Origin of the sequence: Lentibacillus salinarum (assembly GCF_042679865.1) — a bacterium.
Classification (GTDB): Bacteria; Bacillota; Bacilli; order Bacillales; family Amphibacillaceae; genus Lentibacillus; species Lentibacillus salinarum.
The window spans coordinates 217417-240539 of the sequence record NZ_JBHTNH010000029.1 but is presented as its reverse complement, the minus strand read 5'-3'; the positions used below and the strand labels follow the sequence as shown (position 1 = coordinate 240539).

General features: G+C 38.0%; 22 protein-coding genes and 1 pseudogene. 2 read left to right on the top strand and 21 right to left on the bottom strand.

Going from position 1 to position 23123, the window contains the following annotated elements:
- Position 1: 1 nt before the first annotated feature.
- From ACFQ4A_RS15930 to ACFQ4A_RS15885, 10 genes are all read right to left on the bottom strand, one after another.
- A complete protein-coding gene (locus ACFQ4A_RS15930) occupies positions 2-388 on the bottom strand; it encodes a hypothetical protein (RefSeq protein ID WP_382402411.1) in 387 nt (128 codons plus the stop codon).
- Positions 389-404: 16 nt separating this feature from the next.
- Positions 405-767, bottom strand: a complete 363-nt coding sequence (locus tag ACFQ4A_RS15925; RefSeq protein WP_382402409.1) for a hypothetical protein — start codon at positions 765-767, stop codon at positions 405-407.
- 90 nt (positions 768-857) lie between these two features.
- The gene (locus ACFQ4A_RS15920) at positions 858-1238 is read right to left on the bottom strand and encodes a hypothetical protein (RefSeq protein WP_382402407.1); all 381 of its coding nucleotides are present in this window, start codon (positions 1236-1238) and stop codon (positions 858-860) included.
- 3 nt (positions 1239-1241) lie between these two features.
- Entirely contained in the window at positions 1242-1520 is a 279-nt protein-coding gene (locus tag ACFQ4A_RS15915) for a hypothetical protein (RefSeq protein WP_382402405.1), read from the bottom strand.
- Positions 1504-2259, bottom strand: coding sequence for a RecB family exonuclease (locus ACFQ4A_RS15910; RefSeq protein WP_382402403.1), 756 nt, complete (start codon positions 2257-2259; stop codon positions 1504-1506). The genes ACFQ4A_RS15915 and ACFQ4A_RS15910 overlap by 17 nt, the downstream gene beginning before the upstream one ends.
- A gap of 12 nt (positions 2260-2271) precedes the next feature.
- Positions 2272-2721 (bottom strand): single-stranded DNA-binding protein, encoded by a 450-nt coding sequence (locus ACFQ4A_RS15905; protein ID WP_382402401.1) that lies wholly within the window; start codon positions 2719-2721, stop codon positions 2272-2274.
- 26 nt (positions 2722-2747) lie between these two features.
- Positions 2748-3407, bottom strand: coding sequence for a CHC2 zinc finger domain-containing protein (locus ACFQ4A_RS15900; RefSeq protein WP_382402399.1), 660 nt, complete (start codon positions 3405-3407; stop codon positions 2748-2750).
- Positions 3391-3783, bottom strand: coding sequence for a hypothetical protein (locus ACFQ4A_RS15895; RefSeq protein ID WP_382402398.1), 393 nt, complete (start codon positions 3781-3783; stop codon positions 3391-3393). Before ACFQ4A_RS15895 ends, ACFQ4A_RS15900 begins: the two co-directional genes overlap by 17 nt.
- 34 nt (positions 3784-3817) lie before the next feature.
- Positions 3818-4990, bottom strand: a complete 1173-nt coding sequence (locus tag ACFQ4A_RS15890) for a RecT family recombinase (protein ID WP_382402396.1) — start codon at positions 4988-4990, stop codon at positions 3818-3820.
- A 96-nt stretch (positions 4991-5086) separates the two neighbouring features.
- Positions 5087-5239: a hypothetical protein gene (locus tag ACFQ4A_RS15885; RefSeq protein WP_382402394.1), complete on the bottom strand. Its 153-nt coding sequence runs from the start codon at positions 5237-5239 to the stop codon at positions 5087-5089.
- Between the two features lie 480 nt (positions 5240-5719).
- Between ACFQ4A_RS15885 and ACFQ4A_RS15880 the strand changes: the two genes are divergently transcribed.
- Together ACFQ4A_RS15880 and ACFQ4A_RS15875 are read left to right on the top strand one after the other, a co-directional pair.
- Positions 5720-6013: a transposase gene (locus ACFQ4A_RS15880; protein WP_382402392.1), complete on the top strand. Its 294-nt coding sequence runs from the start codon at positions 5720-5722 to the stop codon at positions 6011-6013.
- On the top strand, positions 5950-6885 hold the full coding sequence (locus tag ACFQ4A_RS15875) for an IS3 family transposase (RefSeq protein WP_382402490.1): 936 nt from the start codon (positions 5950-5952) through the stop codon (positions 6883-6885). Before ACFQ4A_RS15880 ends, ACFQ4A_RS15875 begins: the two co-directional genes overlap by 64 nt.
- A 412-nt stretch (positions 6886-7297) precedes the next feature.
- Here the strand turns inward: ACFQ4A_RS15875 and ACFQ4A_RS15870 are convergent, their stop codons facing one another.
- From ACFQ4A_RS15870 to dnaN, 11 genes and pseudogenes are all read right to left on the bottom strand, one after another.
- A complete protein-coding gene (locus ACFQ4A_RS15870; RefSeq protein ID WP_382402390.1) occupies positions 7298-10105 on the bottom strand; it encodes a TrlF family AAA-like ATPase in 2808 nt (935 codons plus the stop codon).
- 356 nt (positions 10106-10461) lie between these two features.
- Positions 10462-10671: a hypothetical protein gene (locus ACFQ4A_RS15865; protein WP_382402385.1), complete on the bottom strand. Its 210-nt coding sequence runs from the start codon at positions 10669-10671 to the stop codon at positions 10462-10464.
- Between the two features lie 729 nt (positions 10672-11400).
- Positions 11401-14673: an Eco57I restriction-modification methylase domain-containing protein gene (locus ACFQ4A_RS15860; protein ID WP_382402383.1), complete on the bottom strand. Its 3273-nt coding sequence runs from the start codon at positions 14671-14673 to the stop codon at positions 11401-11403.
- Between the two features lie 120 nt (positions 14674-14793).
- Positions 14794-14952, bottom strand: coding sequence for an LPD25 domain-containing protein (locus ACFQ4A_RS15855; RefSeq protein ID WP_382402381.1), 159 nt, complete (start codon positions 14950-14952; stop codon positions 14794-14796).
- 85 nt (positions 14953-15037) lie between these two features.
- Positions 15038-15614: pseudogene (locus ACFQ4A_RS15850) on the bottom strand (recombinase family protein).
- A 405-nt stretch (positions 15615-16019) separates the two neighbouring features.
- Positions 16020-19049, bottom strand: a complete 3030-nt coding sequence (locus ACFQ4A_RS15845; RefSeq protein ID WP_382402379.1) for a helicase-related protein — start codon at positions 19047-19049, stop codon at positions 16020-16022.
- A 119-nt stretch (positions 19050-19168) separates the two neighbouring features.
- Positions 19169-19354 (bottom strand): hypothetical protein, encoded by a 186-nt coding sequence (locus ACFQ4A_RS15840; RefSeq protein ID WP_382402377.1) that lies wholly within the window; start codon positions 19352-19354, stop codon positions 19169-19171.
- Positions 19355-19399: 45 nt separating this feature from the next.
- A complete protein-coding gene (locus ACFQ4A_RS15835) occupies positions 19400-19837 on the bottom strand; it encodes a hypothetical protein (protein ID WP_382402375.1) in 438 nt (145 codons plus the stop codon).
- On the bottom strand, positions 19830-20858 hold the full coding sequence (locus ACFQ4A_RS15830; RefSeq protein WP_382402373.1) for a DUF6094 domain-containing protein: 1029 nt from the start codon (positions 20856-20858) through the stop codon (positions 19830-19832). The genes ACFQ4A_RS15835 and ACFQ4A_RS15830 overlap by 8 nt, the downstream gene beginning before the upstream one ends.
- 85 nt (positions 20859-20943) lie before the next feature.
- A complete protein-coding gene (locus ACFQ4A_RS15825) occupies positions 20944-21867 on the bottom strand; it encodes a hypothetical protein (RefSeq protein WP_382402371.1) in 924 nt (307 codons plus the stop codon).
- Positions 21868-21947: 80 nt separating this feature from the next.
- On the bottom strand, positions 21948-23081 hold the full coding sequence (gene dnaN, locus ACFQ4A_RS15820) for a DNA polymerase III subunit beta (RefSeq protein ID WP_382402369.1): 1134 nt from the start codon (positions 23079-23081) through the stop codon (positions 21948-21950).
- Between the last annotated feature and the right edge of the window lie 42 nt (positions 23082-23123).

Here is a 23123-nt window from a genome sequence, read left to right as displayed (position 1 = left end):
TTCAGGCTGTTTTGCCAATGATTTTGATTTTCCCTATCAGTTTTAGCAGCAGGTCAAAAAGTTCTCCTGCCTCCAAACCCACAAGGTTTATACCGTCATTTGTAAACTCTTTTTTCAGAAACAAAAGTGTTCCTGCCAGTTGTTGCGCACCGTATTCCGTAACAACTTCCAGAACCGGATTGTCGCTAACCAGCAATCCTTCATCGTCAACTACGATATCTATTTCTTCGTTAAATTCAACGACATCCATTAACTCAGCATTAATCAGATTGCAAAACGTTTTATAATCACTATCTGGCTGAATGTTAACGACGTCCTCTTGAAATGCCATTTCCTCCAGGTTGAATTCGATTCGAACACCTTTTTTAACACCAGTTTTCGTTGTCATTTCAACAACTCCCTTTTTATAATTTTGTCGCCATATTACTTGCCTCATTACGATCCTCGGTCCAGTGGATAATTCTTATTGATGATTTATCAAGCAATATTTCGCCACTGTCTATTTCCTTTAACAAGGACACCAGACGTACATTAAAACAGCAGAATGTTATTTCCTCGTCCGTTGCCGAACCGTCCTGTTCTGTCAGTTTTGCTTTATACACGTAATAGTTGATCGTTTCCTTTTGTCCGTATTTATCAGCACACCGTGCACAAACAACACCAAGATTGGCCATTTCCATCATGTCACCTGCAAAAAAGTGACAGGGAAAGCCGTAAACTAAACAGTGTTCATTTACGGTAATGGGTTTTTTATTTACATCACTCATCGAAAACACACCTTTCATTTCAGCGAAAAGCGACCACTAAATGGCGTTAGTAGTCGCTTTTCAGTCTGAAATATGCTATTATGATTTAAGTTAATCTTTTTTACGAGACGTGAACCTTGACGTCTCTTTTTTTGTGCCATATTGAGCTAAAACATCTTCTTCCCAGTCAAGTTTATCCAAACTTTTTTTAGGAAGTGTCAGAAGCTCCCACGGGTTAAATCCTTCCAGCACAATATCCTGTGACATACTTCTTAATGTGTCAGGGTCAAACTGCCAAGATATGGTTGTAGACATTTCCCATACTTTGTCAGACGTTTCAAGAACCCCGTGCTTTTTAACATATTCCTTCAATTTATTTTTCATTTCTTTCACTGCTGCCTCTGTCCATTCAATTTCCCCAGCGAGTTCAACAGCTTGAACTTCTGTTAAATCAGCACCTTTTATTGGCTTTTCAACAGTTGATGTACTCATTAATTAATGAACCCCTTTCTCTGTCATTTTTGTTGCACCCGTACTTAATATTTTGTATTTCTTGTCGTTTAAACGCCTTAACAGGTGATAAAGCGTTTCAGAATACGGGCGAAACGTTTCTTTTGTTTGTTGATTAACAAGGAATAATTCCCCGTTATCATAAACGAGGTTTTTTGTATGACCTGCTTCATCCTCAAAACTGACAAAGCATTTGGTATATCCCTTGTTAATTAACCTTGTAACAAACCGATCAATTTTTAACTGCTCATACGTTTTTCTCATCTTTAAAACCTCCATTGTTTTTTAGTGAATATTGACTGAAGTTGCGGAAGCATTCCAAGACAAACGAACAGTGGCTGCACGCACCAGAAGGCGTTACCGGAAACAATTCATCCGCCTTTTCCGGCATAATATCCAGGACCGACAACTTGCTATTAATTTCATTGGCAAGCTGTAACGCCCATTCACGTGCCTGTTCCGTGTCATCCCTGTTAAAGATATGGGTGCTTTCTTTTCCATATCTGAGGAATGCCAAACGTCCCTTTACTTCATTCACACCTTTTAAATGCTGGATAGCTAAGGCATACAAGGCAACCTGATGATTGTCCCGTATGTCGTAGGTTTTCCAATTTGTTTTCCAGTCGGATACCGTCATTCCCGGTCTGTTTTTCTGTACAAGGTCAATGTATCCTTGTATATAAGGGGCTGACGGGGAATCAGAAAGAGGAAAACGAAAATACTGCTCTGTTTTCCCCATTCCTTGATGGATAGGTGCTTTTTTAACAAGCTGCTTAATTTCAGTTCCGGTCACTTCCGGATGAAAGTCTGCGTCCACCCATCCTTTTTGGACTGCATTTTCAAAACTGTCTCCATTTATCATTTCCTCGATGGCTTTATGCACTGCTTTACCAAGTGCCAAGAGTTTTGTTACAGGCTCCTCTCTACCGAGGATGTACTTGTAATAAAACCGTTTTGGACACGTTTGGTACAGTTTTAATCGACTGAACGAAAAAGTTTTCATGCGACCACCGCCTTAAAAGGGCAGGTTATCGTCGCTAATGTCAATCGGTTCATTATTATCAAACGGATTTTGCTGACGGTTGTTTTGGCCGGCGTTTCGGTTTTGATTACCGTTGTTACTACCATTGCCGTTTTCCCATTTCTTGACTTTCAAAAATTGTGGGAACCCTTCGACAACAAATTCCGTCACAAACCGATTATTGCCACTCTGATCTTGATACGTTCGAGTCTGAACACGGGATTGAATCCCGATCATGTCCCCTTTGGTAAGATTATCAGCCATGTTTTCCGCTGTTTTACCCCATGCCTGGCAACGAATGAAATCGGCATGGCGAGTACCATTCTTATCAGCTACCGGGCGGGTTAAGGCTAATGAAAAGTTTGCCACAGCCTTCCCGTTTTGGGTATAACGCAGATCCACGTCTTTTCCTAACCTTCCAACAAATGTACAGTTATTTAACATAACAAACCACTCCTTCTATTTTTTATTTATAATAAAAACGTTTGATAAGGATGGGACTGGCCGACAAGTGCCGCAGCCCTGCATTCCAAATCAAACGTTTTATCATCCTTGCTTTCCTGAAAAAGACAGTTAAGAAGATCCTGCAAAAATTCCACTTGCAGCTCTTTTTCCATCGCTTTCACTTTTTGTACACTGCCCTTTAAGTCACCATTGGTCAGTCCCACAAATAGCAACCTGTATGCCGATTCCTTTTGGGATTGAACATAGGATAACCATTCACGATAGACCGTTTCCCGAAACGCTTTATACAGCTGATAGTCAAACTTTCGATTTTCCACCCAATTAATACTTGGATAACCGAATAAACGAAGTTGCGATGTTGTTAAGCGTTCCGCAGGGTGTTTTTTGTACGTTGATCCATTCTTTTTCCGAATAGTTTCAATCAGTTCTTGCTCTGATACGCCATCCAAGAGTGAGATGAATCGTAAAACGCCTCCGCTTTCCTTACACCACCAGCATTTGTACACGTTTTTCGCCTTATTTAAGGACAGATAAAACTTGTTTTTGCCGGCATCCGCATGGCAGAACGGACATTTTGCTCGCTCCTCTTTGTGACCCTGTGTTCTCCTGTCCAGTTGAAGTCCGTGTTGGTCAGCAACCTCCAGTACATCAGGTAACAGGCTCATACGCTTTTACCTCTTTTCTCTCAACCCGAACAGTCGGGATAGGTATTTGTTTCCATTTTGGATTTACCGTCACATCCCGTCTTAGAATGTTATAGGACGAAAAACGTTTCGCCTTATACATCATAAAGTGCTTGATTCCCTCTTTAATATAAGGGCAGCGTTTATGCCCGTAGGCTCGACATAACATGCAGTCGTGAATGACCTGCACCACGTTGGCACCTTTGGCCTTACCACAAAATACAATGGTCAGCCCCTGAAAAATAGAAGGATACACCATCACGAGATAAGATCCGGCTACCTCAAACGCTGTGACTGCCTGAATATTTAATTCGTCAATTTCCATCGTACATTCACCCCTGTAATGATTATTAGGCAAGACGGGATCACCTCCCGCCTTGAAATATTTTTTATCATGATGCTGTCCGGGCTGAACGTTGCCCGTTGACTGCTTCAAGGAAGTGAAAGCCATTTTCTTCACTTGTTTCCATGTTAAACGGTTGCTCATCAGGAATTTGTGCTGTCAGATCGACTGATTCCTGGCCTTTAGCCAATACGAGTTTTTCCTCGTTTGTTTCCTGATCTGTTACCGTTAATTTTGCAAAAGGGACACCGGACGGTGATGTTCCGGATTTAAAGTTTTCCAAAACATACTCTCTGCCTTTAGCAGAACCGTTATCAGTATCAGCAAGCTGTACTTCCTGCTTTTGGCTTTCCTGTTGCTTTGGTTGTTGCTCTGGCTCTTGTTGCTTTTCGACAGGTTGCTCTTTGGCAGGCTGTTTCTTCTGCTTATTGTCCGGGCTCTTTTGCTGGTCTGTCTGTTCATTTTTTGATTTCTCTTGTTGCGTTTTATCTTCTGATTTTTCTTGTTTTTGTTCCTGTTCATCAGATTTAACCGATACAGGTTTTTCCTGTTTCTCATTTTGACTTTGGCTTGGGGTTGGTGGCGTTTCTTGTGATAGAACAGGCTGTGTTGAACCTGCATCACCAGGAACACTGTTTCCGATGTCATCAATGCCCATCTCCTCGGCAGTGTATAGACCGCCTAACGGAAATTGGCGTTTGAGTACGAACACTTCGGCCACTTTGGTAATCATGGCTGTAGGCATACTGTCCCATATCGGTGAACCACCATATTGCTGTTGCGACTTTGCATTTGCTTTGAAATATTCTTCAAAGTCTACAAATACGGAAACCGGGCGAAAACGCTTATGGTACATAACAGCATAGGCTCCAATAATTTTGCCCCGTTTCTTGCCAAATTTGTGTTTCACATCACCCTCAGAAGGAATAAACTCAAATTCATCTCCTTCTTTTACCACGCCGGCATTTGGTGCTCCGATGAAGTCAGGTTGATGTGTTGCGACCCGCAGCAAGCCATCACGTGTGGTAATGAAGTTGGTTTTTGGACCGTTTTTGGTATTGTAACGTTGAAACACGATATCACCGAGTAACGGGTTCAATCCGAACGTCTCGCAGATTTCAATAAACTGCATCAATTCCGGTTGAGTTCCACCTGCAGGTTGTACAAATCGTTGCCAAATGAGATTCTTTTGATCTTTAGAAAACGTTAATGCTTTTTCCACTTTTAACACTCCTTTTAAATTTTTTAAAACTAAAAAATGCCGATAGATACCCTTTAGGGAACTATCGGCATTTAATAAACTATTTTTCTGAGAAAACTACCATTCAATAACTGGAATAGATAACGAATGGTAGTTTCCGTTGACTTCCTCAGCAGCTTTTTGGAAAGCATCTTCCTCCGAGTTTGCTCGGATGTTCAATACCTTCTTCTTGCCGTTGAAGAAAATCACCGACACTACAAATGGCGTCATTTTTATCACCCTTTCAAAAAAATATTTAAACACAAAAAAGCCGATAGATATCCATACGGATTCCATCGACTATTAATTACCTATTTTAATTTGCACATATGTTTATTAGACACATGTCGCCTTTTATACATCCAATGCCTGTTTCAACTAATCTCTAGTTTTTTATGTTAGGGAGCAAACGCAGCTTTTTGGACGGAGTTACCAGTACCGCCCGTTCCGTTTTCTCTCGAAGTGAGAGTATACGGAAAATCCTTCACTTAAAAAATAAGGGAACCACGTCGAATCTCCTTCTAAAATGAAGGTGTAACGACTTCTACTCAATAGAGTGACTACAAAATAACTATAACTATATTATACAAAAAAGCTCTTCCCTATGCAAGACAAAATAGTGTTTTGTGATGCTAGAATAAAAATCGGACAACCCAAATAGAGAGATTTCCTAGTTTAGTATAATATAATTAAACTAGGAGGAATTATCACATGACAAAAAACAAGAGGCATTTCGATGCAGAGTTCAAGCAAGACGCTGTTAATTATTATTATACATCTGGCAAAAGTTTAGAGAAAGCGTCAGCAGATTTAAAGATTGGTGAATCTACATTGGGGAAGTGGGTGTCAGCAGCTAAGAACAACAATGGTACTGTTCAACACAGAGGATCTGGTAATTACAGTTCCGATGCAGAAAAAGAAATTGCACGTTTAAAAAAGGAATTACGAGACTCACAGGATGCGTTAGAAATATTAAAAAAGGCTATGGGCATACTGAGCAATTAACAGAATCTATTTATACAGCAACCTATCAAGAATCCGAGAAACGCAAGGTTTCTGTTAACAGTGTGCTGAAAATATCAGGCGTTTCCACATCAGGGTATTACAGTTGGAAAAGGCGCGCAGCTTCCAAACAAGAAAAAAGGAAGCAAGCAATGAAAGAGGAAATTGCTCAAATATATAATGAATCCCTTCAAATTTATGGTGCGCCTAAAATAGCGTCCATCCTGCAATCCAGAGGTCATGTAATAGCCGAAAAGACTGTTGGTAACTACATGCGCGAGGAAGGTATTAAAGCTATTTGGGTACGTCCATATGTTCGAACGACCATTGATCCCGATTTTGATGTTAAGCTGAAAAATATTCTGGATCGAGACTTTAAACCAGTAGCTCCCAATACCGTTTGGGTTACCGATATAACGTATGTGCACACCTTGGAGGGTTTTATTTATCTCACCAGTGTTATGGATCTTTTTTCAAGGAAAATCATTGGCTGGCATGTATCTGATAGTTTAGCTACAGAACACGTCATTGAGGCCATTGAAAAGGCTAAAAAAAGCCGTGAGCTAAGTCAACCAATTATTATTCACAGTGACCGTGGATGTCAGTATGTGTCTAAAAGCTATATTGAAGCAACACCGGCAGGTCAGTATATACACAGTTATTCCACTAAAGGTAGTCCCTGGGATAATGCATGTATCGAGTCTTTCCATGCATTAATAAAACGTGAGTGGCTTAATCGTTTTGTGATCAAAAATTTGAAACACGGCCATGAATTGATATTTGAGTATATAGAAGCATTTTACAACACTGTTAGAATTCATGGATATTGTGGAATGGTATCACCATTTGACTTTGAGGTTAATTTCGCGGGTTAAAGAATTGCTGACATGGATGTGGCACATTGCCCAGGTCCAGCGGCATAACCACAGCGGAGCTGCTTGCCCTTGACCGCCGTGCCACTTCTTAGTGATCGCTGTTAGGGGTCGGGGCCCCAACAGCGGAACTTAGAAGTGATTGTCCATGGTACGCTGGCTGTGCGGATGGAGCCCTAAAGGCTGAATTTTTCCTATCCGCCACAAGAACACTACCATGGACACAAACAAGGGCAAGGGTGGTGGCCTTGGTTAAACCGCTAAGCTAAGAAATTTCTACGTTTAACTTGTCCGAATTCTTGACATAAGACCAAACTTATACTAATTCGTTTATTAGGTATTCACATTATGAACAAACACCAATATTTGTACAAAAATCACATTCTATTTTTGGTTAATACTTTTGTTCAATAAATTATACTCTAACTTCCTCTCTAGGAACTGATATTACCTCTTTGGACTTCAATGAATATTTTCTTTCTCTTTGTTCAAATGCCTCTTTACCACCTTCAAGAATGTCGCAAACATGTTCTTTAATACCTTGATTCTTCAATCCATTACTATATTCCCCTAATACGTTGAAAGTATTTTCTAAAGAACCAGATATATAAGATAGACTTTCATAATTATTGTGAGCGACAACTACCTGATCAGCGTCAGCATTTACTACAATATTAGCGTTATGAGTTACAACAATGATTTGTCTATATTCTTTTAAATCATTGAGAATAGGAATTAATTTTTCAACGATAAACATATTATCTAGATCATCTTCTGGTTGGTCAAAAATGAATGGATTAGAGAAAGAATCAGTAGCCAACTTCAATGAAATAAATAAAGTACCCCTTTGACCAATACTCAGCTCTTCAGGCTCTTTACCATAATATTTTACTTTTGGTATTACTTTTAAGTATTTCTCCCTCTCAGTAGATGTGTAAAGAATATTGATTAGTTTAGATTCTCCATCACCATTTAGAAATTCTGAATACTCATCTAAAAAGGTTTCCAAGGAGATATATGGTTCGTCTAAATTAACACATATTAATTCTTCATTGGCAATGAGACTTAGAAAATCTTCTACGTTTTTCACATTAAAAAATTTCTTTAATTTATCTCCTTTTGTTTCGATACTATTTCGTGAGGTCCTAAATTTCATACCATTAACGCAACTTTCAATGCTTTCATAGAATTTATCTACATCAAAATAAACTTCTCCATAAACATTTATACCACTAAGTATCTTTTCAATTAATACTTTCTGTTCTTCTGTCCAGCTTGGATTTGACTTTAAATCATCCCAATTTTTATTAATTTCTTCTTTTTGCCCAATTAACTTACTTTTAAGATGTGAACTGAAATTTTTCCGTCTACAAAGGTAATCTGAAAGTTCATTCTGCTTTGATTCATTTAAAAGAAGTTTTTCCTTATGCTTATCAATTTCAATCTGAAACCCTCTAACTTTACCGAGTAGTGTTGAAATATCGCCCTCAACACCCTTTTCTCTAAATTCTTGCTCTATCTGTTTATTCTCATTCTCAGCATTGCTCAATGATTTTGCTATTTCTTTTTTCAATTCTTCAAGTTTATTTAGTTGATCTTGTAAATCAATCTTATCTAACTTAGTATCAAATTTACTCTCATTCAATTTTTCAATTTTGTTGTTCATATGTGTTTGAGCATTATCGATATATGATTTTAACTCTTCAGCATCAGTATCCAATTGCTTACTCTTATTATTGTTGTTGTTATTATCTACATACTTTTCAATTAACCGTTTGTTCTTCTCGTTAGTTATACTCTCTATACGTTTTTCATAAGTTTCTTTTAAACTTCTATTATATTCATAAGAATTTATAAAATTACTATGTTCATCTTTAGTGTAAAACCATTCTTTTAATGAATAAATATTTGCATTTATATCAGTAATAGTAGACTCTTCTTTCTCTGTTAATGTATTGGAATTTAGCAACAATAAGTCAAATATAGTCTGTCCCAATTTCTCAGGGTCTTCTACTATTGATTGAACTTCACTTTGACTAACATGGGTATATTCTAAGAAATTCTCCGAAGTATCATTAGAGGTGAATTCTTTTTTACTATTATCTTCTACCTGATATATTACATTAAAGTCTTGCAGGATATTGATGTTTGCAGCTCTTTTATTGAAATGAGTTTTGTTGAAAGTTTTAGCTATAGAGTCTAGAAGTAAGCTCTTTCCTGTACCACGTCCACCAATTATAGCTACTAAACCCCGATTTAAGTGTAGATTACTAGATTTAAATCCAACACTTTTATCTTGGAATATCTCACTATTAGGGATTTTGACCTCCGAAAAGTAAGGTTTAGGGTTATCTTGAATTGGATTTTTTTCTTGTAATTTAATTCTTTTAGGTTCATGGGAAATTTGTTTCAACCCTTCAAATGTTGGATCCGCTTTTATCCATGTATAACACTTATAATCATGAAAGTAACTAAAATCATGGATATCCATAGAATGAAAAAGACTTTTACTTCCAAAATATGATAAAGTTTGTTGTTTTTTTGGTATATCTTCTAGTTTAGATGCTGTAAATAAAGCATTCACACTATTATACATCTCTTGCTTATATGGCTTTATTTGATTTCCTTTATCACTATTATCCCACTCCTTAAAACCAAGAAATGTAAATGTGTTTTCTTTCCATCTATCATCATTAAGTAACTCTAATACTTTTTCTGTTTCTGGGCAGTATTCATCAAATCCTTTCTTCACGGTACCATCACTTGATATTTTTGAGAAGTTTTCATGACTTAAAGGCTTAGTATTATGAATTTTGCTTATAGGTATTCTTGAGATGAATTCCTCTTTAATTTCCTCTATCTGGGCTTTATAATTATCCATTTGAACATTAAATAGAATATGTAAATTACTCCTCAGGAAATTCTTACCGTTATTCGTACCAAACGTATCTACCCTGAATTCTAACACTGGGAAAATCATATCAAGATTTGGCATACGCCCTTTGCTTACTTTATAATCCATTACTTTCTCAAATCCATCAATAAAGTAGTAATCATTAATACCCACTACTTTTACATCCTCTGGTAGTTGTTCTAATTGAGTAATGAAATCTTCCCATACTGCATCGTTGTCGCCACCGTAATTGTTAACAATTGAATTTGGGGTATGTATATGTAAATCCCAAATACGCCAATTTGAACCACTGGAATACATAATAGTCATGGATAATACCTCCTAAATCGTATATTCTAACCTATATTTTATCACCAATTCTTTTCGCAATTAATCTCAATTTTTTTAATAGACAATTGTATATAGAGTTGGAATTCTGATATAAATCCCTATATGTATTAAAACTTCTTCTATTAATAAAGTGTTTCGAGTAGTTAATATCTCTCGGAGTCTTCAAAATAATTGTCCGTTTATGGAAGTGCTAAGCAAATTTGATAATATTTATTGATTCTACTCTTGTTCAAGCATCTGTTTATAGCTTTTAATACAATGTAGAGACATAGATTTTTGCCCCCCACGAACAACTGCCTGTTCAATAACACGAGCCGCCAGTAAGCCAACAACATTTATATCCGCTTCCACCGGGTTGGTTCCCATAGTAAAGATAGTATCACCATCAACCATGGAATGAGTGGTCTGATTGTTCTTGCATAACCATTATGTGCCATTGAGGCAACTTTATGGCAGTTTGCTTTTGTCAGTTTGCCATTTGTTATATCAACATCGATCGTTGTATTCCCATTAAAATGATTTTTCTTCTTAGCATACTGGGACACCATTACGTCTTCCGTATTTAAAAATTGTTGTCTGTCTTCTGTAAGTAGCCCGGCTATGATTTCTCCTGTTTTTGGGTCAATCACACAATAATTAAATGATTAATATTTTTTTGAGTCTGATTAACTTGAAACGTCAGTATCATATCCGGGTAGAGGTTTTATTTTTTTATCCTCTAATGGCATCTGTTCTTATAGTGATAGGTAAGCCTTTGAAGTTATCGCTAGCTTTTCCCCCATCAGAAGTTTGTCAGCAATACAATATCTTATTGTATTTTACATTGCATTCTTACTGTATTTGTTCAACAAAAGATTCACGTCACCCCATCGGGTAGGCTTTCGTCAGCCGGACGCTTTCTGTTATGTTATTTGATCTTCTCATTAGTGATCACTTTTATATCCTTCTCTACCTCATCATTTGTAAATTGAAATTTTTTTGAGTCAGTTCAACCATTTTTTCGAACTCGTCTCCTTGCAGTTTTTCCAAGTGGCTCCTTCGAATCTAGGTGTTCAAGCTGGGGATATTTCTTCTTGTTTCAAAGTTTTTATAACGCAGATACTCATTTCTAATTATTATCTACCCCTTCATGTACAAGTTCAAGAACTATAATACATTTTTAGCATCAGAATGTTTAATGAATTCCTTTAACCTTTTAAGCCATATTAAGAATTCGAATGTGAGGTTTTAAAAACCTCACATTCGAATTCTATATAGACAGTAAGATCATATCTTTAAAGTAAATTAATATCCTCACCTAATGCTTCTAAGTAGAATTTATCTAGTTGTTTATCAATCTCATTCATCATTAATTCATCATTCCAATTTTTGTGCGCCTTTTTTGAAAGCGACGATAACTTTTTGTGAACTGGATTATCTTGTTCATATAATGGTAATTTAACTGGTGGCCTAATTTTAAAGGACCTACTGTCAGAAGAATTCATTACATAATCTTTGGTAATGGGGGCATTCAATATTGCACAAATATAATGAGCTTCCTCCTCAGTTATGAAAGAACCATCTTCTCGTTCACAGATTGAGACCGCATGATTTTGAAAAAGTGGACGTTTATTTTCTCCCCATTCAGTTTCCATCTCCGAAACTACCGCAGCTTGCCATTTTGTATTATCCCTAAAAGCTACATAATGTTTGGCATAACTGTACTTCCCTACTCTTGCTAGGGCATAAAAAGGAGCATCTTCATTATTGATTATTTTTTTACTGTAATTCGTTTGCGATGTAATTATTGACTTATATTTATATAAAAATTTTGCAAGTAAAGGTGAATCCTCCCGAAGAGCTTTAAAGTCCATAGGTATTTTGGGTTGTTCCTCTTTATAAGGAAATGGAACCACATATTCAGGAGTTACTATATTAAAACGCCCAATATTGACACCTTTGATTAATGGATGTAGATACTTTTTCTCAAGTAATACTGTCTCTGATGGAATTTTATATTTTGATTTTTTTCCTTGATAATTAGTAAAAAACATTTTTTCTGAATTAGGGGCTGGCATATTATACTCTGGTTTTAATAATAAAAGCTCCTGAGGATAGAACTCAATACCTTCCCTTCCAATATATGAACACTTACCAGCAATAACATTATATCCTTTTAAATGCTCTATTGAATTTGCATAACTAAACCTTGTATTATCATCACCTGTTTGACCTAAATAAGACTTTTTCAAATCAAAGTAATCTGACACTTTTTCAAAATCAGTAACATGTTTTATTTTATTTAAATCCTTACCTCGTTTTTTGATATAAACATCAGTATCTATCCCTTCTTTATAATTCACTTCAGATTTATTCAAAAAAACGGTTAAGAATTTTTCAGTTACAGGTTTAAAAGGGTGACCTGCACGAGTCCAATCAGTGAATTTTTGAAAGTAAAGTCGGTTTCCGCTGTCTAATTTAAAGTTCCTGAAACCTTCGTATGATTGTTGAAATAATATTTTTTGTGGCATTAAAAAGGACAAAACCCCATTTTCTTCTAGCCAATTTTGAGCTGAAACATTGGCAATCAAAGCACAAATATCAAGGTTAATGCCACCTGTTCTTGCGTCACCCGAAAACAAATCTCTAGAAAGGCATAATTCTTTTATTTTTTCTCTATAGCCCTCTGGCAGATTTTTCCAATCAATCCAAGGAGGATTACCTATTATCACATCAAAATATCCTAAATTCGCAGTCGTTAAAAAGTTTGTCAAAATTCTGGCCCAAATTCCATTCCAATCTTTTTTTTCAAGCTCAACTAATTTTTCACTTAGATCTTTCAACCAATTTGAAACTACTTGTGTTTTATCATTTTCGTCAACAATTTCAAACAGTTTTAAAAAGACCTTATTTTCATCTTGAGCCTTTATATCTTCTTCTATATCCATCATAGTTTTTGAAAAGAGATCAGGATTAGATACTGCACTTTTAGGAATAATGACATCAATAGGTCCTTGAATCGTTTTAATTTGATATTTTAAACACAGAACATTTTCTAGATATATTTTCTCTGGTACATAAGAAGCATCGCCAAGATAAACAGGGATTTCAAATTCATCATTGTCCGTTAACAAATGAGCTATGTTGATAAAATAATTTATTCTTGTAGTTAAAGCTGCTAATGGATTTAAATCTATTGCTTTAACCCTATTTAATACTGAATAAAGCCTTTCAGTTTTATTTATATGACTTGTTTCCTCAAGTACTTTTCCAATCATTGTAGTAACAAAAGTTCCTGAACCTGCACAAGGGTCCATCCCTTTCCAATTATTAGTGTGATTAATTTGCTGTAGAGATTCCTCTAAAACGAAATTAGCTAACCAGGCTGGAGTATAAAATTCCCCTAAGCTATGTCTTACCTTTTCGGGGATCATTTCAATATACAAATCTTTGAACAAATCTTGAACATTATCACCTGTATTAAAGACCGCTTTATCTTCGTATCTGGTAAGTACATTAAAGACATCTTTAATTGACCTATATACATCATTATTCCATTGTTCCTCAGAAGAATACCATGAAAAGAAATCGCCTTCTAGCAAATTTCCAATGCCAAGATTTCTAAATATTGCTCCTTCTTCCAAACTAGATAGTTGAATCCTTAGAGTACTACTATTAGTGTCAGCTAATTTATTAAACTCTATAAAGCTTTTATTGAATCTTATTTTACTAATAACTTTATACCCTATAATTTTTACAATAATAGCATACGCCGTTTGCAACGCAAACAAAGCATTATATTCTTCTTCATTACCTTTAATATCCTCACCAATTATCTCAGTAAGTGAACTTCTCCTTTGTTGAATTGCTGTTTGTTTTGTTTCGTCATCGTGAGCTAATCTAAATAACTCTTGCCATTCATTTTTTAACATACTAGTTTTTTTAGTTGGATTATTTAGTGAATCGTACAACTTTCTAACTAAGTTAAAAGCTATTTTTTCATCTTTGCAGAAATCTTTGACAAGATTAAATGAATTTAGGGCTGTTTTTTCTAATAGAATAATATTTTTTATGATATAATCTAATTGTTTAAATGATAGAAATTCAAAATGCCATTCATTGATTTTTCCGTTTTCACTTTTAATAAATTTCATTTTAATACCATCAGTTATAATGCCTAGTAAATCCTTACCTTCTTTTTTATAAATCCCTTTAATATAGTTAATAATTTGTTGTGTTGCTTTTTCTTGTTGTATTTGATTTTTTAATTTAGAAGGGTGTTTATATTCAATAATTAGTGCATTTATTTTGCTGTCGATTCTTCCATATGATATATGTCTTTCAGTATCAATCTTCTTTTCCTTCTCGGGATAATAGGTGATTCCTAATTCATTCTTTAAAAACTGAAATAATTCCAATTCAAAAATACTTACAACCGATGCTTCATTCTCAGCTTTCTGGCACTCAGTTGAAATTATATTTACTAGCTGACTTAGTTTTCTTTTATAAAGAGGTGATTTAAAAACAGCATTTAATTGAAGTTCTCTTAACTCGCTTATATTTTCCATTCTGACTCCCTATTCCTCAGCTATATTTTAATACTTAATATACAAATTTTATTTTACTTTACTTCTTTTTAGTTTTCAATTTCTGCCCCTCATTTTGCAATTCATTTGAATAAATCACCCTCAAGGAAGCTCCAACTCAAATTTTTGTATCCGTGTTTTACGATACCCTGTTTCCTGCCGATATTTCTCTTCCAATGCTTCCATCTTTTCATTCCCCTCTGTTAAAGGATACATCGTGTTATCTTTTAACTCCGGTGCTTCTGACCATTGAATCAACAACTACGGTTTATCAATTGCTTTATAATAGCTGCATGTATTCTAGCTTGATTAAGTAATATAATTTAGTCCTATTGAATATATTGATTCACTTAACTTTAAGCTGGCGGTATAATGAACTTCGACACATTTGTAATTTCACAAATGGTATTCACTGTCATATTTCCTTCCTTATATAGTTGAATTGCATGATTCATCCCTGCATGGTTATCGTGATATCTTTTTGTTCGTCCTTTATATTTCCCTTGCTTTTTAGCAAGCTCTATCCCCTCTCTTTGCCGCATATGCAACAAATTACGTTCAAGTTGATTAACTCCGGCCATTATGGTTATTAAGAATTGGCTGTAAGGATTATCCTCAGACAAATCTAACCACGTATCTTTTAATGATTTTAGATTAGCCCCCTTGTTTCGTATGGTATCAATAAGTTCAAACAAATCCTGTGTACTTCTGGTTATCCGTGTTAAGTCGGTAACGTAAATAACATCTCTTTCTTTCAAGTCCTGTAGCAATTGTTGTAATTGTGGCCGATTATCTTGTCTTTTTCCTGATAATTTTTCCTGATAAATATTTTCTTCCTTGATACCCAAATCCGTTAGTTGTTGTATTTGCCGAGCTGGATTTTGCGATTCCGAACTCACTCGTACATAACCTAGATTACTCATATGTATCAATCCTTTAACTCAATCTTAGTGACCCAATCCCTATAACATTAGGAAAATTCTTTGTTAGTTTTGGAACAATCCTATTGGGAATGCTCTAACTCCCATTATACCGTTACTCACCAAATGTTCCAATAGGGTAAACCCTAATGAATCAAGCAAGATTAAAATAACTTTTGTTTACTTTTGGAAGCACAGTCATCCGCCCTCGTGCACATGGGGAAGACAGATTGGTTCATGGGTTTACCTTCAAAGCGTCCGCACGCTACCTCGTGGTTAACGCGCTATTTGTCAGCTACTATTTACTGGCTGTGCGGCAACATTCAGGACTTGCACCCTATAGCCAATGTACTGCCAATCGTCGAAAAAAAGGCGGTCACTCTAAAAAGAGTCAACCGCCTTATTCCATCAAACTAATTCAAATGCCAACTGTCCTTCCACTTTACTGCCGGAACCGTCTTGCTTGATGTAATCATTCATGTCGATAACATCCGCATTAGTAGGCTGTTCTTGTGGAACAACATCCAATACTGGCTGTTCTACCTGCTCTTGATTTTTCCGTTGTTCTTGCATAGGTGGCAGTCCGCACAGTGCCCGTGTTTTGTTGGAGAGCTGTTTCATTCTTTCTTTTAAAACGTCTTTGAAATTTACTTCATCAATCATTTCTACATGTTCTAATTCCTTATCAGCCAGTGACCTCCACACATCAGCCAATCCGGAATCCGCAAAACAGCTAGCAAGGTCTGAAGCAAGATTATTTTGTTCGTCCTTTGCAAAACCGGCAAGTGGTGACTTATCGAGAACACCTTCCACCATCAGGGCGTGTGAACGCTGTCTAACCAAGTGGATGAATTGTGCCATCTCCTGTGTGCCATCTGCAATAAGGTATATGACTTTGCATTCCTTATCCTGGCCAACACGCCATGCTCTGCGGCTTGATTGCCGAACGGTGTTAATCTCGTAATTCAACTGGTTGTAGATAATTGTTGGCCATGCCATCAAATCCAGGCCAACCTCAACTAACTTCATTTGGCAAATAATGACTTTCACACCATCATTCTCAAGCTGTTTTAGCTTCTCAGAACGTTTTAAGGTATTGGACTCATTCAAGATTGTCGCATCAATACCGTGTGATTCCAGTACATATTTTGTACGGTCATTCATTTCATAGGTTCCGGTGTAGTTGTTGTAAATGACACAACCCCGGCCCTGATCCAGCTCTTTTTGAACGGTCTCAACTAATTTCCGTTCTTTGGCAGTGAAATAATCCTTTGGCAACGCTTCTGCTTCAAATGTTTCAACACTTTTCACACCTGCTTTATCCACTTTGGTGAATGAAACACGAGCACCAAGTGAAGGGTTATCAGCATAATTAATCGTTGCCGGAATGAATTTCGCAAATGCACCTTTACTGCCAGCATGTGCCTTTACTTTGCATTCTTGATGAAGATCTTCGTGAAAGCTTTTATACTTTGCTTCGTGCTCAGCATCCAGCTTTACGGTCTCCACTTCCTCTTTCAAATTAATAAGAGGAAGTCCAATGTCAGGCAAGTCCAAAAAGGCAGTGAAATCCAATAGCTGCACGGTAAGTTGCGGGCTGATACCAGCATCTTCCCGTGGTTGCTGTAGTTTCCGCTTTTTACGGACTACCCAACCGTTGTCCTGTTCCTCATGCTTAATAACGGTTTTGACTTTTCCGTATCGTCTTGCCCATGCGACAGAACTGGTACGGTGATTAAACCCTTGTTTAAGCAAGTGATCTGGCATGGTTTTCCAAAGAATTTCTTTGATGGATGACGAACGTCCGGTTGTTAAAGTTCCAGTAAGCAGCAACTGCCTTGGTGCGGTATGGACTAACTGCCCGAAAGCGTCACCCCGTCCGCTATCCTCAGCCTTTGCCTGATGGACTTCATCACAAATATAGAGATCAAAAAAACCTTTGATTTTCTTCATGATCAGACTGATATTCCAACGGTCTTTCATGCGTGTTTCACCACGGCTTTTAAGGGCAGGTCGCCACATTTTACAATGGCAGGCAGGTTTTTCACCTTTCATCAGGTAATGATTGCATTTCTCAAACTGTTTTCCCTGTTTCTTCCACTTTGGAACAAATGGTAAACCATTAGCATTCAGTTTATTATAAGCGTGTAAATCATCCGGATCAGGTGCTTCACCTTCCGCAATGTCATCCCATTCCACATGGACATATTCCTCGCCATCTTCATCCTTTTTCACAAGAGGCTGATAGCAATCAGGGCAATGCCATGTGTAGTAATGTTTTGACTCTTTCACTCGTTTCCAAATGCCGGCAAAATGCGGCACATGACCGAGTTTTGCCCGGTCTAACGAGAGAAGGTAAAACTCCATGCCTTGAGGTTTATACCCATTCCGGACTTTATCCAGCAGCTTTAACGCCTGTTCTGTCGAGTTGATAATGGTTACCGTTGCATCCGGCAAGGTTTCCAGTATCTCTCCATTTTTCCATTTATTCAGTGTCACAGATGGGGCTGAGATAAGGAATGCGGAACCGCTTTTCCCGTTTTTCATGTTTTCTGCATGGAAACGGTTCGCCATAGCACATGCGGCTATCGACTTACCTGTACCCATCGTTCCATTGATAATGGTTGTAGAATGACCATCCTGAAAGGCGTCCCACAACCCCTGTACAACACCAGCTTGTGATGGAAACGGAACACGCTCCATATCCCCTATAGACGGATGAAAGCCTGTTCCTTGCAGATAACGTGGCTTCTTGTTACGCAATTTCTTAGCCAGAATTTCCGCATTTTGCGTAAGGTATTCCTTCATCGACATATCGGGATGGAATGACCCGTTCAAATCGCCCTGTTCTATTTTCAAAACGCCTTCTGAAATTTTCTCTGTGATGAGAACTTTGACCTGCTTTTCGCTGATGTCCAACCTGAACATTTTAAAGTCCGGCCAAAGATTTTGGAATGCCTGATTGCGGATGACTTTCAGCTCTCGGATAAACGGGCTGAAAATCGAACTGTATTCCGTTTTCCAGGCGTTTGGCAAACTGAAACGACGGATGACATGTTCAGCAACTGCTGTTTCCACATCGCCGTCTGTGGACACAATATAGCCTTTCAGCGTATCTTTTTCCTCAGCATTGGCAATATCGGATATGCCGTCAATCGTTGCCTGAGCATGATACACCATGCCATGCGCCACATCACCTTGACCGATTGGCTTCACCAGCATTTTATGATGTTCACCAGAGAAACCCCGATACTCGTCATGGTCAATTTTCATTGGTCTACCTTCTACAAAACCGGCTGTCATGGCCCGGACTGCTTCCGGCAGACTGACAAAAGATGATAAGACAAGATGCTCACCGAGCTGTGGGTCATCATCAACCGCCGCTAGGTGTAGTTTCCCGTCAAAATGCCTTTCGTTTGCATATATTTTAATTTCCATATAGTCGCCATAACTTGAAACAACAGGGAGAGCGCACCCTCCGACTGTTATGTTCGAGTCAGAGGGCTTTGCCTCCTTTATATTTGTTTTCGTTTAACCTTTTTAATGAATATGGAGAATTATTGGATTGTTACTTCATATCCAAAATCAAAGTCTCCAAATGCTTCGTTTTCAAATTCCTCTACATCTTCAACCAAACTTTCAGTTTCGTCGTCATACAGTCGATAAACTTCTTTGTCGTTTGTGAACCTCCGTATCGCTTCCTTTTTCGTGATTTTTATCATGCCATTCCAAATGTAACCCATTTTAAATGTCTCCTTTTTGTAGATTCATTGTTTCCCAACTATTTATCAGACTACTTTAGCCTTCTGCCAAAAGCCTTTTTTCTTCATTCCCTTTTCTTTTCTCTTTTGCATCACGGTCTTATAACCGGTGGCACCGAAAAACGCTATTTTCTTTTGACGATCACATATGGCTGCACCGATCATCGTACCGGAATCTTTTAAGGGAAAATAATACTTGATGTTTCCCCACTTGTCCTTGGCAGCAATCCGTTCCGGGCAACAGCTTAGCACATTGTAACGGTACGATAAGTGTTTCTTACCTTTGTGGTCACTTATCCGGATACTATTGCATACCCCGTAATCCAACTTTAGGTAAATACTATTGGTGCTATAACTGTTATACCGTTGCACGATGAAGCCGGCTTCTTTCAACCGGTTTACAATATAGCCGGCATTATGCTTTAATCGCCGCTTTTGTTTTCCTTTCAGACGGTTTTTATTCAAGATCAAACACCCCCTGTTTGGAAAACACACGGACACGAGATTGGTAATGTTCGGTGATTTCTTCATTCGTCACATTACCTTCATCGTCCGTGTTCTCTTTCTCGCTTTTCTTTTTCACGACATCAGATACGAGAAAATGGTCGCCCATATTCCCGCCACGATCCGTATCAGCCATTGTGGCTACTGAATAGTGCATAGGTTTCAATTCCAGGATTGGCCGTTCAAACGAAATATCGAAAGATGAGTTATTAAAAACCCGTTTTGTTTCATCGAATATTTCTGATGTGGCCAAATCCTTTGCCAGCTCATAATCATTCAGTTTGCCGGAACGGAATAGTTCCACCGGTTCAGAAGGAAATAACTCATAGGTTATACCATCTTCCTCATCCAATGTTAGCAAGGTGTCCTTGTCACCCTTGGCTATATCTTTCAGCCACTTTAAATTTTTCTTTTTCGTTTCCACGTCCGGTCTTTGATTACGTCCGAACAGCACAACCTGATGAAATCGGCTGTAATTATCATCCGTAAAGCGATAGACATTTAAATCACTGAAACGGGCTGATAACACGCCGGAAGCATCTTTCAGCACGTTTTGCGGAATAATATACACCAGCAGTCCGTCCGGTTGTAAGATGTTCCGGTGCCGCCCTGTCAGGTTGCGGAGAAACGTGGTCTCTACACGCTCGGTAAAACCGTCCTGATACGGCGGGTTCAGATACAAAAGCGAATAGTGCGGGTCTGTCCGCACTCGCTCGTATCCATCCCGGATGACATGATCCAGTTCAATGGCTGCATCAAAGGCTCTCGATTCTTCCAGTTCCACGCCATAGGACTGTGTGTCAGCCCCTCCGGCTCTCAAATGCTGGTTGATGATACCGAGTGCCTCGCCTGTTCCGCAGCAAGGATCAATCAGGTTGACCGGCTCATGCCCGGTTAAGGTTAAACGTTCATTGATCCGTTTTACTTCATCAATCGGTGTGGGATAATACCCGCCTTTTGATTCTGACGCTAGTCTTGCCATGTAAACGCCTTACAAGCACATTGCAGAAGGGATAGCCCCTCTACAATAATTGCCTGAAGAGGGCTTCCCTCCTTTTTTGCTTATTTTAATGTTCTCTATTGTGCAACCTTCTCAGACGTTCCTTATCTTCAATGAGAAGTTCAATATCCTCAAACGTTAATGTTGCCTCGTACGCCTTCATAGACCAGCCATCGGGATAAATATAGCCAATGTCCGGATTAAGTCTCTCGAAGTTTCCGAATGCACAACCCGCATAATCTAAAATGAGCTGTACGGTTTTTTCGTCTTCTGCTTCACACAAACACGCAATATCGAAGACATTAGGCATTAAACGTTTAAATTCCGGATAAGGTGCGATTGGAATGGTAGATTTTCCCCAAGTCCAATCCCTTCTGCCACAAAAGAAAGCATGATTACGGAATAAATCCTCCATTTCGTCAAAGTCGGTTATCTCCAGGACGATCTCCGCTATTTTTGGAATGACATGTTTTCTTTCCCATTTTGAATCAAGGCACTTCATTCGTTTTCCCCTTGATTCTGGAACTTCTAGAAAGTGTTTTAACCCTAGTGTTTGGGCTGCCTTTTTATTGATTTCGTGTTTAGCCTGTGACACTTCCTGTCGAACCTTTTTGTTTTTCCAACGAATCGGTGAGGATTTACCGTTCATAATAGGCAGAACATGGTTATACCAGTTGATGCCCGGTCTATCCAGAACACGGTTCATCGCATCCTGATATTCCTCAATCAGTTCATCAGCTGTATGATAAGCCAAATAGTCATCTGGTATATTGATACCTGAGGTATGTCTTTTTTCAATCCATCCTCTTTTTTGAAATTCATCCAAATACATGATGATGTCTTTTGGCATTTCTTCTAAGCGCATGTTATAGGCATTCTGTTTTTCCTTGAACGCCTGTTGCAACTGATGGAATTTTTCCAACACCCTTTCATCGGAAAACATTTCCTCATTCGATTCTGTAAAATCAAAATCAAATAAATCTAATTCCATTTTGATTGCCTTACAAGCATGTAGAAGGGAAGGCCCTTCTACAATGGCTTGCAGAAGGCTCCCCTCCTTTTTCGCTTATTTCAGTAAGTTCTCACCGGCAAAATCAGTTGAATGAAATGCGTTTTGTTTTCCGGTTTTATAATAAATGGACGCATTGCGCCATTAAACTCAATGACCACTTTTTCGTCATCAATCCGTTTGAGTGCATCTATCATGAATTGGGCGTTAAACGAAATTTTAATTTCTTCACCCTCTGTTTCATCGACGATGATGTCCTCTATGGATTGACCGACTTCATCACTGTTATGCGAGAGTTTGATCGTTTCAAATATCCCGCTGTTTTCATCTTTTATTTCCAGCGTAACAATTTGTTTACCTTTTTCTGCCAAAATGGTTGAACGTTCCATGGATGATAGAAAATCCTTTCTGTTGGTTGTTAAACGGGTTTTATGTTCTGCAGAAATCAACCTGTCCGTCTGCGGATAATTACCATCCAACAATCGTGAGAAAACTTGGATTTCCTCTGTTTGAAACATGATTTGACTATCTGTCTGCTTCACATGAACGGTTTCGGCATCACCAATCAGCTTAGGCAGTTTTTGTAACGTTTTTTCCGGAATGGTGACGGGAGATATATCCCCTTCCAACTGTTCTTCCCCAACGACTTTGGAAAGTCTATGGGAATCGGTTGCCACCATGCCTATGCTGCCTTCTTGGTGAAACAGGTTTGCGCCGGTTAAAACAGGTCTTGTTTCCATATTGGATGTTGCATATGCGGTCTTTTCGACCAACTCCTGCAACACCTGCCCTTTAACCGGGTAACTGTCACCTTCCACTTTTGGCAACTTCGGGTAGTCGCTGCCATTTGCACCATTCAGGGTAAAATTCGATTTACCGGATGAAATTTGCATTTTGGTTTCATCCGTTGTCGCAAAAGCAATCAGGTCTTTTGGCATTTTTTGTGCAATGCCAGCTAATTCTTTTGCCGGAAGAATAATACTTCCTTCCTCGATAATCTCAACCCCTTCTGTTTCATCACTGGGGATGAACGTGCGAATGAACAAGTCTGAATCGCCACCGGTAATGGTTAAACTATCCTGATTGGCAGCAAGGTGCATTCCCGTTAGTGCCGGAATAGGCGTGTTCGGGTTAATGGCTCCTGAGACCTTTTTGATTGCATTATTTAAAACAGCTTTATTCATTTTGAAATTCATTTAAAATCGCTCCTTTTAAAATTTTAATTATGGAAATAAAAA